Origin of the sequence: Acrocarpospora pleiomorpha (genome assembly GCF_009687885.1) — a bacterium.
Taxonomy (GTDB): Bacteria; Actinomycetota; Actinomycetes; order Streptosporangiales; family Streptosporangiaceae; genus Acrocarpospora; species Acrocarpospora pleiomorpha.
The window spans coordinates 44,619-58,702 of record NZ_BLAF01000029.1 but is presented as its reverse complement, the minus strand read 5'-3'; the positions used below and the strand labels follow the sequence as shown (position 1 = coordinate 58,702).

Annotated in this window: 11 protein-coding genes; 2 read left to right on the top strand and 9 right to left on the bottom strand. The window is 70.2% G+C overall.

Annotated elements, in window-relative coordinates; genetic code table 11:
- Positions 1 to 13: 13 nt before the first annotated feature.
- The 3 genes from Aple_RS56055 to Aple_RS25270 are packed head-to-tail and all read right to left on the bottom strand — an operon-like array spanning position 14 to position 4,696.
- Positions 14 to 1,453 carry a BTAD domain-containing putative transcriptional regulator gene (locus Aple_RS56055; RefSeq protein ID WP_155347185.1) on the bottom strand — a complete coding sequence of 480 codons (1,440 nt, stop codon included), beginning with the start codon at positions 1,451 to 1,453 and terminating at the stop codon, positions 14 to 16.
- 46 nt (positions 1,454 to 1,499) lie between these two features.
- A complete protein-coding gene (locus Aple_RS25275; RefSeq protein WP_155347184.1) occupies positions 1,500 to 3,455 on the bottom strand; it encodes a sensor histidine kinase in 1,956 nt (651 codons plus the stop codon).
- A gap of 41 nt (positions 3,456 to 3,496) precedes the next feature.
- Positions 3,497 to 4,696, bottom strand: a complete 1,200-nt coding sequence (locus Aple_RS25270; protein WP_155347183.1) for an MDR family MFS transporter — start codon at positions 4,694 to 4,696, stop codon at positions 3,497 to 3,499.
- A gap of 58 nt (positions 4,697 to 4,754) precedes the next feature.
- On the opposite strand from Aple_RS25270, the gene Aple_RS25265 reads away from it, so the two are divergent.
- Positions 4,755 to 5,717: an ArsR/SmtB family transcription factor gene (locus Aple_RS25265; protein WP_155347182.1), complete on the top strand. Its 963-nt coding sequence runs from the start codon at positions 4,755 to 4,757 to the stop codon at positions 5,715 to 5,717.
- On the opposite strand, the gene Aple_RS25260 is transcribed toward Aple_RS25265, so the two are convergent.
- The 3 genes from Aple_RS25260 to Aple_RS25250 all read right to left on the bottom strand — a co-directional run bounded on the left by Aple_RS25260 (position 5,714) and on the right by Aple_RS25250 (position 9,564).
- On the bottom strand, positions 5,714 to 7,756 hold the full coding sequence (locus tag Aple_RS25260; RefSeq protein ID WP_155347181.1) for a sensor histidine kinase: 2,043 nt from the start codon (positions 7,754 to 7,756) through the stop codon (positions 5,714 to 5,716). The genes Aple_RS25265 and Aple_RS25260 overlap by 4 nt on opposite strands.
- A 95-nt stretch (positions 7,757 to 7,851) precedes the next feature.
- On the bottom strand, positions 7,852 to 8,571 hold the full coding sequence (locus Aple_RS25255) for an expansin EXLX1 family cellulose-binding protein (protein ID WP_170321657.1): 720 nt from the start codon (positions 8,569 to 8,571) through the stop codon (positions 7,852 to 7,854).
- An 81-nt stretch (positions 8,572 to 8,652) separates the two neighbouring features.
- Positions 8,653 to 9,564 (bottom strand): terpene synthase family protein, encoded by a 912-nt coding sequence (locus Aple_RS25250; RefSeq protein WP_155347179.1) that lies wholly within the window; start codon positions 9,562 to 9,564, stop codon positions 8,653 to 8,655.
- Between the two features lie 141 nt (positions 9,565 to 9,705).
- Between Aple_RS25250 and glnA2 the strand changes: the two genes are divergently transcribed.
- Positions 9,706 to 11,067, top strand: coding sequence for a gamma-glutamylpolyamine synthetase GlnA2 (gene glnA2 / locus Aple_RS25245; RefSeq protein ID WP_155347178.1), 1,362 nt, complete (start codon positions 9,706 to 9,708; stop codon positions 11,065 to 11,067).
- A gap of 79 nt (positions 11,068 to 11,146) precedes the next feature.
- On the opposite strand, the gene Aple_RS25240 is transcribed toward glnA2, so the two are convergent.
- The 3 genes from Aple_RS25240 to Aple_RS25230 form a co-directional block, all read right to left on the bottom strand.
- Positions 11,147 to 12,409, bottom strand: a complete 1,263-nt coding sequence (locus Aple_RS25240; RefSeq protein WP_155347177.1) for a tyrosine-type recombinase/integrase — start codon at positions 12,407 to 12,409, stop codon at positions 11,147 to 11,149.
- A gap of 1 nt (position 12,410) precedes the next feature.
- Positions 12,411 to 12,641, bottom strand: a complete 231-nt coding sequence (locus Aple_RS25235) for a helix-turn-helix domain-containing protein (protein WP_155347176.1) — start codon at positions 12,639 to 12,641, stop codon at positions 12,411 to 12,413.
- A 169-nt stretch (positions 12,642 to 12,810) separates the two neighbouring features.
- Positions 12,811 to 14,043 (bottom strand): DUF3631 domain-containing protein, encoded by a 1,233-nt coding sequence (locus tag Aple_RS25230; RefSeq protein ID WP_174889873.1) that lies wholly within the window; start codon positions 14,041 to 14,043, stop codon positions 12,811 to 12,813.
- Positions 14,044 to 14,084 lie beyond the last annotated feature (41 nt).

The window sequence follows — 14,084 nt, the reverse complement described above, 5'->3', positions numbered from 1 at the left end:
CCTGACGATAAGTTCAGGATCCCGGGCTGACCAGACCCGATTCGTAGGCCAGCACCACCAGCTGCGCCCGGTCCAGCAGCTCCAGACGTTTCAGCAGCCGGTTCACCTCCTCCGCGACCGCCTGCTCCGGCACGGCGAGGGTGACCGCGATCTGCCGGTTGGTGAAGCCGCGCGCGACCAGCCGGACCAGATCGATCTCGGGGTCGGACAACCCCGCCGGGGCGGCCGGATCCTGGCGGCCCGCGAAGGCCGCGATCAGGTGTGTGGTCACCGCCGGGTCGATCAGCGCGTCGCCGGCCACGGCCGCCCGGATCGCCGCGATCAGCTGCTCCGGCGGCGAGGTCTTGAGCACGAACCCGCTCACCCCGGCCCGCAGCGCCGAGTACAGGTTGTCGTCGGTGCCGAACGTGGTCATCATGATCACCTTCGGCGGGTCCTCCCCGGCCAGGATGCGCCGGGCCGCGGCCAGCCCGTCAAGCCGGGGCATCTGGATGTCCATCAGCACCACGTCCGGCCTGGCCAGCCGCACGGCCGCGATGGCCTGCTCGCCGTTCTCCGCCTCGGCCACCAGTTCGAGCTCCGGCTCGCTGTCCAGCACCACCCGCAGGCCGGTGCGGACGAGCGCCTGATCGTCGGCCACCACCACCCGCAACGCCGTCCCCGGCGCGGCGGGCCTGACCGTGACCGTGGCGGCCGGTGACGCGTCCAGATGGGACGCCTGGGCGAGGATGTCCTGCTCGAGTCGCTGCAGCGTGGGCCCGAGATCCAGGCCGAGCTCGTCCCTGAGCACGTGCCTGGCCCGGCGGAGCGCGCCCAGCGCGTCGGCCTGCCGTCCGGACCGGTAGAGCGCGACCGCGAGCAGCCGCCACGCCTCCTCCCGCAGCGGGTAGCCCGAGGCGTGCGCCTCCAGGTCGGGGATGAGGGCGGCGGTCTTGCCGAGCCGTACGGCGGCGTCGGCGCGGCGCTCGACGGCGATCAGCCGCAGCTCGTCCAGGCGGAGCGACTCGGCCTGGGCCCACGGCAGGTCGGCGAACTCGGCCAGCGCGGGGCCCCGCCACAGCGCCAGCGCGGTGTCCAGCCGCCTGGTGATCTCCTCCAGATCGTCGCCGTCCCGCTTGACCAGGCTCTCGAAATGCCAGGCGTCGACCCGCTCTATACCGGCGCGGAGCGCGTAGCCGGGCGGCGCGGAGACCAGGATCCCGGCCTCCTCGCGTGGCGCGCGGCCCGGCTCCAGGGCGCGGCGCAGCCGCGACACGTACCCCTGGATCGTGGACAGCGCCTGGGCCGGGGGCGCGCCCGGCCAGAGCTCGTCGATGAGCGTGCTCACCGGAATGGCCCGCCCGCCCGCCACGAGGAGCCGGGCGAGCACGGCCTGCTGCCGCTGCCCCCCGAGATCGAGCAACTGATCGCCTGAGACCGCCTGGAACGGGCCCAGCGCACGAAATATCACCATTGCATCGGTAACTGTAAAGCCTTCGGCTCGGAACACAACGACCTGTTCAGGAAGAGCGCGCGGGCTGGCCGGCGACGGCTGGCAGCCGGGCCTCGACCAGGGTGCCGCCGCTGTCCGGTGAGATGATCGCGCAGGTGCCGCCCAGCTCGGCGGCGCGCTCCCGCATCGAGGCCGTGCCCACCCCGGCGCGCCGGTGTTCCGGCAGCCCGACGCCGTCGTCCTCGATCCGCACCACCAGCTGCTCCTCCTCCCGGGCCAGCAGGATCAGCACCTTGCCCGCCTGGGCGTGCCGCCGCACGTTGGTGAGCGCCTCCTGCACGATTCGGTACGCGGCGACCTCGACGGCGGCGGGCAGCTCGCCCAGCTCGTCGGCCACCACCTCCACCTTGATCACCGGGGGCAGCGTCTCGGTGCCCAGCGAGGCCACCGCGCCGGTCAGGCCGAGATCGTCGAGGGCGGGCGGGCGCAGCCCGTACACCAGGTCGCGGATGTCGCCGGCCACCGCGTCCATGCCGGTGCGGAGATCCTGGAGCAGGTCGTCGGCCGTGCCGGGGGAGCGGCTGATGCTGATCCTGGCCATGTTGATGGTCATGGCCATCGCCCCGAGCGTCTGGCCGAGGCCGTCGTGCAGGTCGCGGCGCAGGCGGCGGCGCTCCTCCTCCCGGGCGGCCAGGATGCGCTCGCGGGAACGTTGCAGGTCGGCGGCCATCCGGGCGGCGTGCGCCACGTCCGCCACGTACGGCAGCAGCGTGGCGATCACCCGTTCGTCGTGGGAGACGGCGAACCGGCGCGGGCCGCAGGGCCCCAGGAGCAGGCGGCCGACGGGTTCGCCGTGCCAGACCAGGTCGATCGCGCGGGGGTGCTCGCCGACCGTGCCGCTGTCCACCCGCAGGCCGTCGAGCACCTCGACGGCCGCCCCGGCCACGGCCAGGCCGTCCCGGACCACGGCGACGACCGCGCCGAGCGCCCCGGCGGGGTCGGCCTGCCGTACCTCCTGGATGAGGCGGTCGGCGAGCAGGCGGGGGTCGCCGACCCTGCCGTAGAGCACGCGGTCGGACAGGCGTTGCAGGGCCCGCCGCAGCGGCTGGAAGAACGCGCCGGCGAACAGGGCGGCGGCCAGCCCGGCGACCTGGTGATAGCTGGAGACCAGCAGGCTGGACACGGCGCCGACGCCGAAATAGACGGCGCTGACCACGGTGATCAGCCCGGCGGCCACGATGGTGTGGCTGATCACCGTGTCGATGCCGAACAGGCGGTAGCGCAGCACCGACACCATGATCGCGATGGGGATGAGGCCGGTCCAGAGCGCGCCGAGCACCCAGAAGTTCGGGCCCAGCAGCAGGCACACGACGTAGCCGGCGAAGGTGAACAGCGGCCACGCGATCTGCCGCCGGGTCACCGGGTCGGCGCGGCGCATCCGGACGGTGAAGGACACCAGCGCGGCCACGATGCACACGACCATGAGGACGTAGACGGCGTTGTACAGCACGCGGTGGTAGGGCTGGAAAAGATCGATGGCCAGGGGGTTGGGGAGTCGTGTTTTCCCGGCCGTGATGAACAGGAACGCCTGCGTCACGGCGCCGGTCACGGCGATCGGCACCAGCGGGCGCCAGCGCGGGGACGGGAGCCGCCCGTCGGGGGCGAAGAGCGGGACGAGGACGGCCAGCATGACGCCGCCGAGCGTCCACGGCAACGCGGCGAGGTTGTTCAGCGCTCCCGCCAGCGTGAGATCGCCGTCGGCCGCCGCGCGGTTTGTCAGGACGGACAGGAGCACGCAGATCGCCGAGCACATCCCGCCCGCGTACATCAGCCAGGCGATCTTCAGTTTCGGCTGGTGCGCGAGCAGGAACGCGCCGACCAGCGGGAAGGCGAAGCCGGCGGCGTAGTCGGGGGTCGCGGGCAGGGCGGGCGTCCACTCGGGCGGCAGTCCGATCTGGATGACCACGGCCGTCGGCACGATGACCAGCCCCACGGCCGCCATCGCCCATAACGCCAGTCGCATGTTCTCCCCGTAAATCACCCGTTGAGGAGATTATGGCGTGATTATGGTGCGGTCACCAGCTGAGACCTGCGGCGGATGGCGGGGGCAAGGGCCAGCTGGCCGAGGGCGGCGACAATACCGAGCGCGCCCGCGCTCGACCATAGGACCGCCGGGCCGACCGCAAGGAGCTGGGTGCCGATCAGCGGGGTGATCAGCGCGCCCACTGACCAGGAGAAACCGTACAGGCCTGAGTAACGGCCGCGTAGGTGCGCCGGGGCGAGCGTGGCGACGATCGCGCCGCTCATGCCCGCGGTGAGGATCTCGCCGAGCGTCCAGACGGCTACGGTGAGTGAGAATTCGAACGCGGTGGAGGCGAATACGGTCAGGGCGAAACCCAGGCCGACGATGGCGAAGCCGGTCGCCAGCACGTTGCTGTTGTCGCGCCGGGCCAGCCACGTGTTGGTCAGCGGCTGCACGAAGACGATCAGCAGGCCGTTGACGGCCATCGCCCAGCCGTACGCGCTGGTGCCGAGGTCCTTCATGGCCAGCGGGAGGGTGTAGAACGCCTGCAGGTAGACGCAGGTGTAGGCCAGGTTCATGGCCACGAAGGCGATCATCAGCCGGTCGCGGAACACCTCGCGGAAGCCGCCCTGGCGCTGCGACGCGGCCGGGCGGGTCTCCGGGATCGCCCGCCAGACCAGCACGCCGAAGATCGTGCAGGTGACGGCGTTGATCCAGAACAGCCAGAGGAAACCCGCCTCGGCCAGCCAGCCGCCGGTGATCATCGCGACCGAGAAGCCCAGGTTGAGGCCCCAGAACAGCAGGCCGAACGCGCGCGGCCGGTCCTGCGGCGAGACCAGGTCGGCGACCAGCGCCTGGGAGGCCGGGCGGTAGGCGTCCACCACCACGCCCAGCACGAACATCCCGGCCGCGATGCCCTGCACGCTGGTGCTGTAACCGAGCGCCAGCATCGTGGCGGCCGAGGCCAGCATGCCGCCGGTCAGCGTGACCCGGCGGCCGAACCGGTCGGCTAACCAGCCCGCGAGCGGCTGCGACAGCAGCGATCCCGCGCCGAACACCGACAGCACCAGGCCGGTCACGGCCAGGGACATGCCGCGGGCCTGGGTCAGGTAGATCCCGAAGAACGGCTCCACCATGGTGCCGAGCCGGTTCACGACGGTGCCGCCGAACAGCACCCAGAACGCCCGGGGAAAGCCGCCGATCTTGGATTTCAGGAAGGTGGGAGGCGCGGTGACAGTCACCCGTCAACCTTGGACAACCGGCCCCGGGGGATGCGAATCTTTTAGCGGAGGCTAAAAGATGGCCATCGAATGGCGATTTCGCCCCGACGACGTGGCGCGGCTCAGGTTCGCGTTCTCGCCGCTCTGGGAGCTGGTGTCCAGCCTGCGCGTGCTCCGCACCCCGGCCCGGCACTCCATCCACCTGCCCTGGCTCCGGATCGTACGGCCCCGCCTGCGCTCCTTCGACCTCACCGACCTGCTGGCGCTGGTCCCGCCCGACGGATATTTCCCTGATTTCCTGACTCCGCCGCCGGATACGCCGCTGCCCGACTTCGCGGCCGAACTCCAGCGCGTACGGCTCACGCCGCCGGACAAGGCCGCCGAGGAGGTCGGCTGGGTGGAACCCGTCGACCCGGTCGCGATCCAGCGCTTCCTGCGGGATCCCGCCGAAGGGGTGCGGCGGGTGGCGGACACGCTGGAGGCGTTCTGGACGCTGGCGCTGGCCGAGTTCTGGCCCCGGGTGCACGGGCTGCTGGAAGCCGACGTCATGTGGCGGACCAGGCGGCTGGCCAGCGGCGGGGTGCGGGAGCTGTTCGCGGATCTGCATCCGGCGGTGGTCTGGCATGGGGATCGGCTGGTGACGTCGCGGCCGTGGATCTACTCGGGGGACATCGCGGGGGACGGGCTGGTGCTGGTGCCGAGCGTGTTCCGGTGGCCGGATGTGGCGGTGTTGTGCGAGCCCTACCAGCCGATGCTGATATATCCGGCGCGGGGGTCGGGGAATCTCTGGTCGGCGGGGGTCCCGTGCACGCCGGGCGCGCTGTCGGCGCTGATCGGAAGGACACGGGCGCGGATCCTGACCGCGCTGGTCGACCCGGCGTCCACGTCGGCGCTGGCCCGGCGCATGGAACTGACGGCGGGCGCGGTCAGCCAGCACCTGACCGTGTTATCCGACGGCGGCCTGGTCACCCGCCAGCGAATCGGCCGCGAAGTCCTCTACCGCCGCACCGCCGTGGGCGACGCGCTGGTGTCCGGGGTCTAGAGGGGCAACCTCGCGGTCACCGTGGTGCCCGACGCGGAGGAGGTGATCACGCAGGTGCCGCCCAGTTCGGCGGCGCGCTCGCGCATCGAGCCGAGGCCGACGCCCGGGGTGACGGTCTCCGGCAGGCCGGCGCCGTCGTCGCTGATCTCCACGATCAGGGCGCTCTCGCGGCGGAGGGTGACCTTGGCCCAGGTCGCCTGGGCGTGCTTGCGGATGTTGGTGAGGCCTTCCTGGACGATCCGGTAGGCGGCCACCTCCACGGCGGCGGGCAGCCCGTCCAGGTCGCCGGCGATCTCCACTATCGGGCCGTCGGCCGCCAGCTGCCGTACGGCTCCGGCCAGGCCGAGATCGTCCAGGGCGGGCGGGCGCAGGCCGTACACGAGTTCGCGGATGTCGCCGGAGACGGCGTCCATGCCGGTGCGGAGCTCTTTCAGCAGGGTGTCGGCCACGTCGGGGGAGCGGGGCAGGCTGACCCTGGCCATGTTGAGGGTCATCGCCATCGTCGTCAGCGTCTGGCCGAGGCCGTCGTGCAGGTCGCGGCGCAGGCGGCGGCGCTCCTCCTCGCGCGCGGTCAGGATGCGCTCCCGGGAACGCTGCAGGGCGGTGGTGAGGCGCATGGTGTGGGCCGCGTCCGCCACGTACGGGGTGAGGGCGGAGATCACGCGCTCGTCGTGGGCGGCCGGGAACCTGCGGCGGCCTGGCGGGCCGATCAGCAGGGTGCCCACCGGCTGGCCGTGCCAGATCAGCGGGACCGCGCGGGAGACCTGGCGGAGCTCCCCGGCGGCGATGGTCGCGCCGTCGACCTCTGCCCCGGCTCCGGTCACCGCGAGGCCGTCCTTGAGGGTTTCCAGGGCCGCCAGCAGGCCGTGCACGGGGTCGGTCTGCTGGAGGCGGGCCTTGAGGCCGTCGGCGAGGGCGACGGGGTCGCCGCGGGTGCCGTACAGGGCGCGGTCGGCCAGGCGTTGCAGGGCGCGCCGCATCGGGTGGAAGAACGCGCCCGCGACCAGCGCGGCGGCCAGGCCGAACAGCTGGTCCACCCCGGCCAGGAAGAAACTGGAGAGGCCGGTGGCCAGCACGTAGCCGCCCGCGATCGCGCCGACCAGGCCCGCGCCGACAAGCGCCCGGGTGACCAGGGTGTCGATGCCGAACAGGCGGTAGCGCAGCACCGCCACCGTGACCGCGGCCGGGATGAGCGGGATCGTCAGTGACACCGTCCACCAGACCGGGTCGCCGATCGCCCACGGCACGACCAGGCCGGCGATGGCCAGCGACGGCCACAGGATCTGCCGCCGCTCGTCCGGACCGGCTTGGCGGAACCTGACCACCAGCGAGGAGAAGGCCAGCACCAGGGCCACCTTGATCAGCGCCGAGAGCAGCAGCCTGGCGTCGTGGTAGTACGGCGCGAACGCGGCCACCGCGAACGGGTTGTGGCCGGTTCTGGGGGTGGACGGGCCGATCAGCACCCGCGCCCAGTCCGCGATCAGGACCAGCGCCGCGAAACCGCCGGGCACGCACCAGCGGTTGGAGGGCAGGCGGCCGGTCGGGTAGAGCATCGGGAGCAGGATGCCCAGCGCGTAGGTGGTGAGGCTCCAGACCGCCGAGGCGAACAGCCAGAGCAGGAACACCGCCGGGTGGCCGCCCTCCTGGACGATCAGCAACGCCAGGTTCGAGACGGTGATGTTGGCAGCCGAGCCGAGGCCGCCCAGGCAGAGCAGCCAGCCGATCACCAGGCGCGGGCGGCGGATCACGAGCAGCGCGCCGAAGACGGGGAACGCGGTTCCGGCCATGTCCTCGGGGGCGAAGGGGAACGGGGTGTAGGCCGGCTGGGGGAGCTGGGCGGTGATCCAGATGTCGGCGAGTTCCAGCGCGATGGAGGCCACGGCGATGGCGACGGCGGCGGCTTTCGCCCAGGATTCCGGCACCTTCATCCAGTGGGGCTTCACCGGCGGTCGCGGGGTGTTCTCCGGCGTGATTTCTGGCGCGGCACGTGTCAGCGCGTCGGCATCCGCCGCCATCTCGGTCGCCCCCCGGTCGGTCATACGGTCGCGCGGACCGTATCGCGTTCGGGTAGATGCCCGATCAAAGACCGATTGCCACGCTTTCCACCGTATGACGGAGGTTTTGCTGGGGTGGTTCAGCAGAACATGGGGCTTTCGGGGGCTGCTGGGGCTGCCGGGAGGGCTCGCTGCGTGATGGGGGTGACGGCGTTCTGGCCGTACAGGCGTTTGATGCTGCGCTGGACGCGACCGGGGGCGAGGACGACGCCGGTGGCGGTGGCGCGCTGGCCGAAGACGTCGGTGACCCGCAGGGTGAACGGGCCCGCGCCAGGGAAGTGCTCGAAGACCCAATAGTTGTCGCCGCCGCGCCGCAGGTCGCGCCAGTGCCCGCCGTCCCTGATCCGGACGCTGCGCAGCGGGTTGCCGTGATCGAGAACCTGGACGGCCAGCCAGTAGACCGACGACCCCGCCTTGACGCGGAACCCGAGCGGCTTGTCCACCTGGGGATTGCGCACCCGGTCGTAGACGACCCTGGTCACGCCCACGCCCGGTTGGGCGATCTTCGAGAAGGCCGGGCGGCTCAGGTCCAGCTCGCCCTTCCCGCACTTCACGCACTGGTCCACCACCTGCACCCGGACCGTCCCGCGCGGGCCGGTCACGTCCAGGTAGCCGCCGCACGCCTGCGAGCCCGCGTACTCCCCGGCCGACACCGACACGAACAGCTGCCCCGCCGCCTCCAGCGAGCAGTTCCCCGGCCCCGCCTGCGGCTCGTAGAAGTAGGCCCGCCCGTTCTCCGGCCCGTCCGCGCACGCCACCGTCCTGGTCACCTGTACGGCGACCGCCACCGCAACCACCACGGCGCACCCCACGACGACCTTCCGCCTGTTCCCCCGCTTAGCGTGCCTCATGTATATACATAGAGCGAGCAATCGATTACGTTACGTAGATCTATATCGTGCCGACTCCAGCAGCCACTCCACATGCGCCCGCGGACCGGCCAGCAGGCACACCGCCACCGGCGCCACCGTGGCCGGCACGCCCAGCTCCGCGCACGTCCCCGGCAGCGCCAGCGCCGCGTCCCGCAGATCCTCCACCCGCTCCGCGATCCGGTCGGCCACCCACGCCGCCGGATCCCGCACCCCGATCCGCTCGGCCGCCACCCGCACGTAGTTGTGCGGATCGCCCTGCTCCTTCGCCAGCGACGCGATGTCGTTGCACCAGGCGATCACGTCCGAGGACGCGTCCACCAGCGTGCGCCACGGCGGCGAGGTGTGCAGCCGTCCCGGCACGTCGATCCGCAGGCACGGCTCCAGCAGGTCGGTGACGAACCCGCAGAACGCGTGGCGGCGCAGCGCCGGATACTCGCCCGCCGTCGGCACCCGCCCGTACGTCCGGTTGACGGCCTGCACCCGGCAGGCGTCCGCGTGGAGCTCCAGGCGGTTGGCGAACCTGCGCGCCCAGGCAGGGCTCATCCGCGGCGCCGTCGCCCGCCACAGGTCGGCGAAGGACGCGACCAGCGGCTCGGCGGAACCGTGCCCCGTGCGCATGGTCTCCCGCAGCCGGGCGTGCATCCGGTCGAGCACCCGTCCCTCCCTGCTGCCGGTGCCCTCGTCGCACCAGTCGTCGTACGCGAATGTCCAGGTCAGCCAGCGGGACAGCAGGCGGCCTTCGGGCATCAGGCGGGCCGCGAGGCGGTGGAATCCGGCGTCGGTGGGCAGGCCGTACGGGGCGGCCCAGGCGCGGAGCGCGGTCCCGTCGCACGGCCGGGACGAACACCCCAACGGCGGGAACAGCTCGGCAAGCGGGACAAGAATGGCCGCAGCGGACGGTATCCGCAGCTCAGCGCTCATGTGATCACACGCTAGGACAATGTTCACCCGTTGTCCGCGAGGCGCGACGGAGAGTCCGCACCGGGGGCGCGTAACGCATGTGAAACACAGAAAGGGCACACTGGTAGATGCCCAGAGATGTCCATTCCGTGAGGTAGCGCCTTGGACCGCCAGCAGGAATTCGTCCTCCGCACGCTAGAAGAGCGCGATATTCGGTTCATCCGACTCTGGTTTACGGACGTCCTCGGCTTCCTCAAATCAGTGGCGATCGCCCCCGCCGAGCTCGAAGGCGCCTTCGCCGAGGGCATCGGCTTCGACGGCTCCGCCATCGAAGGCTTCTCCCGCGTGTACGAGTCGGACATGCTCGCCAAGCCCGACCCGTCGACCTTCCAGATCCTGCCGTGGCGCAGCGAGACGCCCGGGGCGGCCCGGATGTTCTGCGACATCCTGATGCCCGACGGCTCCCCGTCGCACGCCGACCCGCGCTGGGTGCTCAAGCGCGCCCTGGCCAAGTGCGCCGACATGGGCTTCACCTTCTACACCCACCCGGAGATCGAGTTCTTCCTGCTCAGGGAGAAGCCGGAGAAGGGCGTGCGCCCCGAGCCGATCGACGAGGGCGGCTACTTCGACCACACCCCGCACAGCGCGGGCCACGACTTCCGGCGCAACGCGATCATGATGCTGGAGTCGATGGGCATCTCCGTCGAGTTCAGCCACCACGAGGGCGCGCCCGGCCAGCAGGAGATCGACCTCCGCTACGCGGACGCGCTCAGCACCGCCGACAACATCATGACGTTCCGGCTGGTCATGAAGGAGGTCGCGCTGGAGCAGGGCGTCTGGGCGTCGTTCATGCCCAAGCCGTTCACCGAATACCCCGGCTCCGGCATGCACACCCACATGTCCCTGTTCGAAGGCGACCGCAACGCCTTCTACGAGCCCGGCTCGGACTACCAGCTCTCCAAGATCGGCCGATCCTTCATCGGGGGCCTGCTCAAGCACGCCGCCGAGATCACCGCCGTGTGCAACCAGTGGGTCAACTCCTACAAGCGCCTGTGGGGCGGCGCGGAAGCCATCGCGGGCGCCGGCGGCGAAGCCCCCTCCTACATCTGCTGGGGCCACAACAACCGCTCCGCCCTGGTCCGCGTCCCCATGTACAAGCCGCACAAGGGCGGCTCGACCCGCATCGAGTTCCGCTCCCTCGACTCCGCCTGCAACCCCTACCTCGCCTACGCCCTCATCCTGGCCGCCGGCCTGCGCGGCATCGAACAGGGCTACGAAATGCCCCCCGGCGCCGAAGACGACGTCTGGGCCCTCACCAGCGGCGAACGCCGCGCCCTCGGCATCCAGCCGCTGCCGCAGTCCCTCGACGAAGCCATCTCCGTCATGGAACACAGCGAACTGGTCGCCGAAACCCTGGGCGAACACGTCTTCGACTTCTTCCTCCGCAACAAGCGCGCCGAGTGGCGCGACTACCGCCGCCAGGTCACCGAATTCGAGCTGGGGCGCTACCTGCCGGTTCTGTAACCGCAGGTCAAAGGGGATTCGGATACAGACAGCGTGATGGTCAGCGAACCGGTTCTCGCTGACCATCACGGCCTATTGATCAGTCCTGGGCCGTCTGTGGGCCGTCTGACTTGGAATCGGTGGCTTCATGCACCTTGTCTACAGCCCGCCGGGTGCGTCCTTCACTGCTCGGCATGAGGTGGGTGTAGACCCGGAGAGTGAAGCCGGGATCGCTGTGTCCGAGGTACTGACTCAGCGCCTTGATGCTCTCACCAGCGTCCAGGAGCACCGAGGCGTAGAAGTGCCTGAGCGCGTGCATGCCGTGCTCACGGGCAGCTTGGTGCCGCGCGCCATCTCTGGGTGGAGGGATGACGCCAGCAGCTTCTAGAGCTGGCTTCCAGCTGTAGGCGTTGAAGTCGGTTCGCCGTACTGGTCCGCCACGGTCGCGGGTGAAGACCAGCAGCTTTGTGAGCGGCGGGCCGTCCGGAGTCCTCCACGGAAGGGTGACTTCGGCGGGTGGGAACTGCTTCACGTGCTCGCGAAGCGCACTGGCGACACGATCGGGAAGCGGCACATCTCGTTCCTTCTCACGCTTAGGTGGAGCAAAGACGAGATGGCCGCTGATGACCTTTACCTGATGGGCCACATGAAGCCATCCACCATCGAAGTCCACTTCGTCGAGCGGAAGGCCGAAGATTTCGCCCTGCCTCAGCCCGCAACCTCCTCCCAGGTCTGTCATGGCCTGATAGCGGGCTGGAAGTGCGGCCCGTACCTCGAATACGCGCTCTGCCGTCCAAGGTTGGACTCGCCGACGTGCGGGCGCGGGGGCGCTCACGGATCGTGCGGCGCATGGGTTCTTCGACAGCACACCATCATCAATGGCTGCCGTGAAGACGGCCGACACGTTGCTGAAGATGACACGGCGGTAGGAGGACTGCGGAAGTGTGCCTTCCAGCGCACTCAGCCACTCCCGGATGTGACTCGGCTGGAAGGATTCGAGTGGACGCGAGCCGAGGTGGGGAATAGCATGCCGCCGGATCTGTGTGACAACCGAGGAACGAGTATTGAGATCGGTCGTCAATGAGCTCAGCCACTGCTCGGCATACTGCCCGAACGTGATGCGGCCAGCTCGGGGATCGAGATAGTGCCCGCGCGACATGTCGGCTTCTATGCGGGCCAACCATTCCTCTGCTAGTCGCTTTTGGCGATCAGGAAAGGACTGGCTCTTTTCGGTGCCGTCCGGGCCTGTGTAGCGAGCGCGGTATCGCTTTCCTGTTCCGTATCGGTCGGTGCGTTCGCGCTTGGGCTTGCCGTCCGGGCCGGTGACGGTCTTGTACCAGCGGTCTTGAACGTGTCCAGCCATATCAGCTCACTCCGGTCTGGGTCTGTTCGGCGACCCACGCGAGTACGGCGGTTAGGTCATAGCGAAGGTGTCGGCCAACCCTGAAACCGGGCGGGCCGGTGTGCTTGCGTCGCCACTGGTAGACGGTCTCAAGAGGCACCGTGAAGAGCTCGGCAAGCTCATCGGGCGTGAGGAATTTCGGACGGCTATCGGCAAGGGCGTTGATCGAGTAAAGGCGCTTGGCTGTTTCCATCGGGCGCATCCCTTCCCGGACTTGTGTGGGTGCGGGAGTGGCCTCGGCAAGGGTGCTTTGGTGACGAGTTACCGAGGGCGTTTGACACGGTTGAGGGGGGTAGCCGTACCAGCCGTACCAGCCTCGTTTTGCCTGGTCAGGGCTGGTACGGCTTTTTGGGTGGTACGGCTTAAGCCGTACCAGGGTGGGAAGCCGTACCAGGCTGACCTGCGGAATTGAGGCTGGTACGGCTGGTACGGCTTCCCCTCTCGAACAGGACGACGCGTCTGTCTCCGGGGGCCGGTTCGGGCTGGTTTGGCGGGGTGTCGGGGGCGGGGCAGTAGCGGTTCCAGGCGTCGGTGAAGTCGGCGCGTGAGTAGCCTTTGGCTTGTCCGCCGGGGAATCGGGCGGTGGTGGATCGGATGTCGAATTCGCGGAGCAGGGCGCCGAGTTTCATGGCGGTCAGTCCGGCGGGTCCGTGGTCGGCCCATTCGCCGTCCGGGTCGGCTTTGAGCCGTTCCAGCAGCGTCGCGGTGGGGAGAGCGGTGTCGGTGCCGAAAGCGGTCCGGCAGTCGGCCAGCAGACGTAGCCGGGCGCTGGTATGGCCGTTGTCGTCGGCTTCGGCGGTCAGGGCCAGGGCGGCGATGCGGGCGCGGTCGGGCCAGTGCCCGCCTGCGTGGTCGGCGACGGTGATGAGGGGTTCCCAGGTGTCGGCGGCGCGGTCTTCCAGTGGCATGCCGGGTTCGGCTTTCTCCAGGGTGGGCAGGTCGGCGCGGAGCCAGGCGCGGAGTTCTTCGGCCAGCTGGCGGAGTGGGGGCCGGTCGCGGCGGTGCCGGTAGGGGGCGACGGTTTCGCCGGGGCCGCGGCGTCGCATCCGGATGACGACCGCGCGGTCTTCGATCGTGTCCGGCATGGCGCCGATTCCGGCGAGTGCGGCCATGGCGAAGGTGGGGATGGATTCCACTCGGTTGGATGCGGCGTCGTAGCGTTTGGCCGGGCGGTTGCGCTGGTGGCCAGCGTTGAGCAGGCCGCGCAGGTCTTCGTTGCCGTCTGCTTTCGGCCCGAAGATGGTGTCGGCTTCATCGACGAGCATGGTGGGCGGGTCTTCGGTGATGGACCGGTACACCGCTGCGCTGCTGGAGTTGACGGTGATGAACGGCTGGTGGCAGGTGGATTCGACGGTGTCTAGCAGCCGGGATTTGCCGCACCGCTTCTCGGGGCCGCGGATGACCAGGCGGGGCGCGTGCGCCCACGCGGGTTGGGCGTGGGTGGCGGCTATCCAGAGGGTGACGGCGTCGGCGGCTTCGCCGGTCGGCAGGACGACGTAGCGGGTGAGTGCGGCGCGTAGCCGGTCGAGTAGCGCGGCGCCGTCCACCGCGTCTCTTTCGGTGGCGGGTTGGGGGTCGGGTCGGGGTTGGGTCATGGGCGGGAACTCCCTTGAGTGGCGGGGGTAGGGCGGAAGCC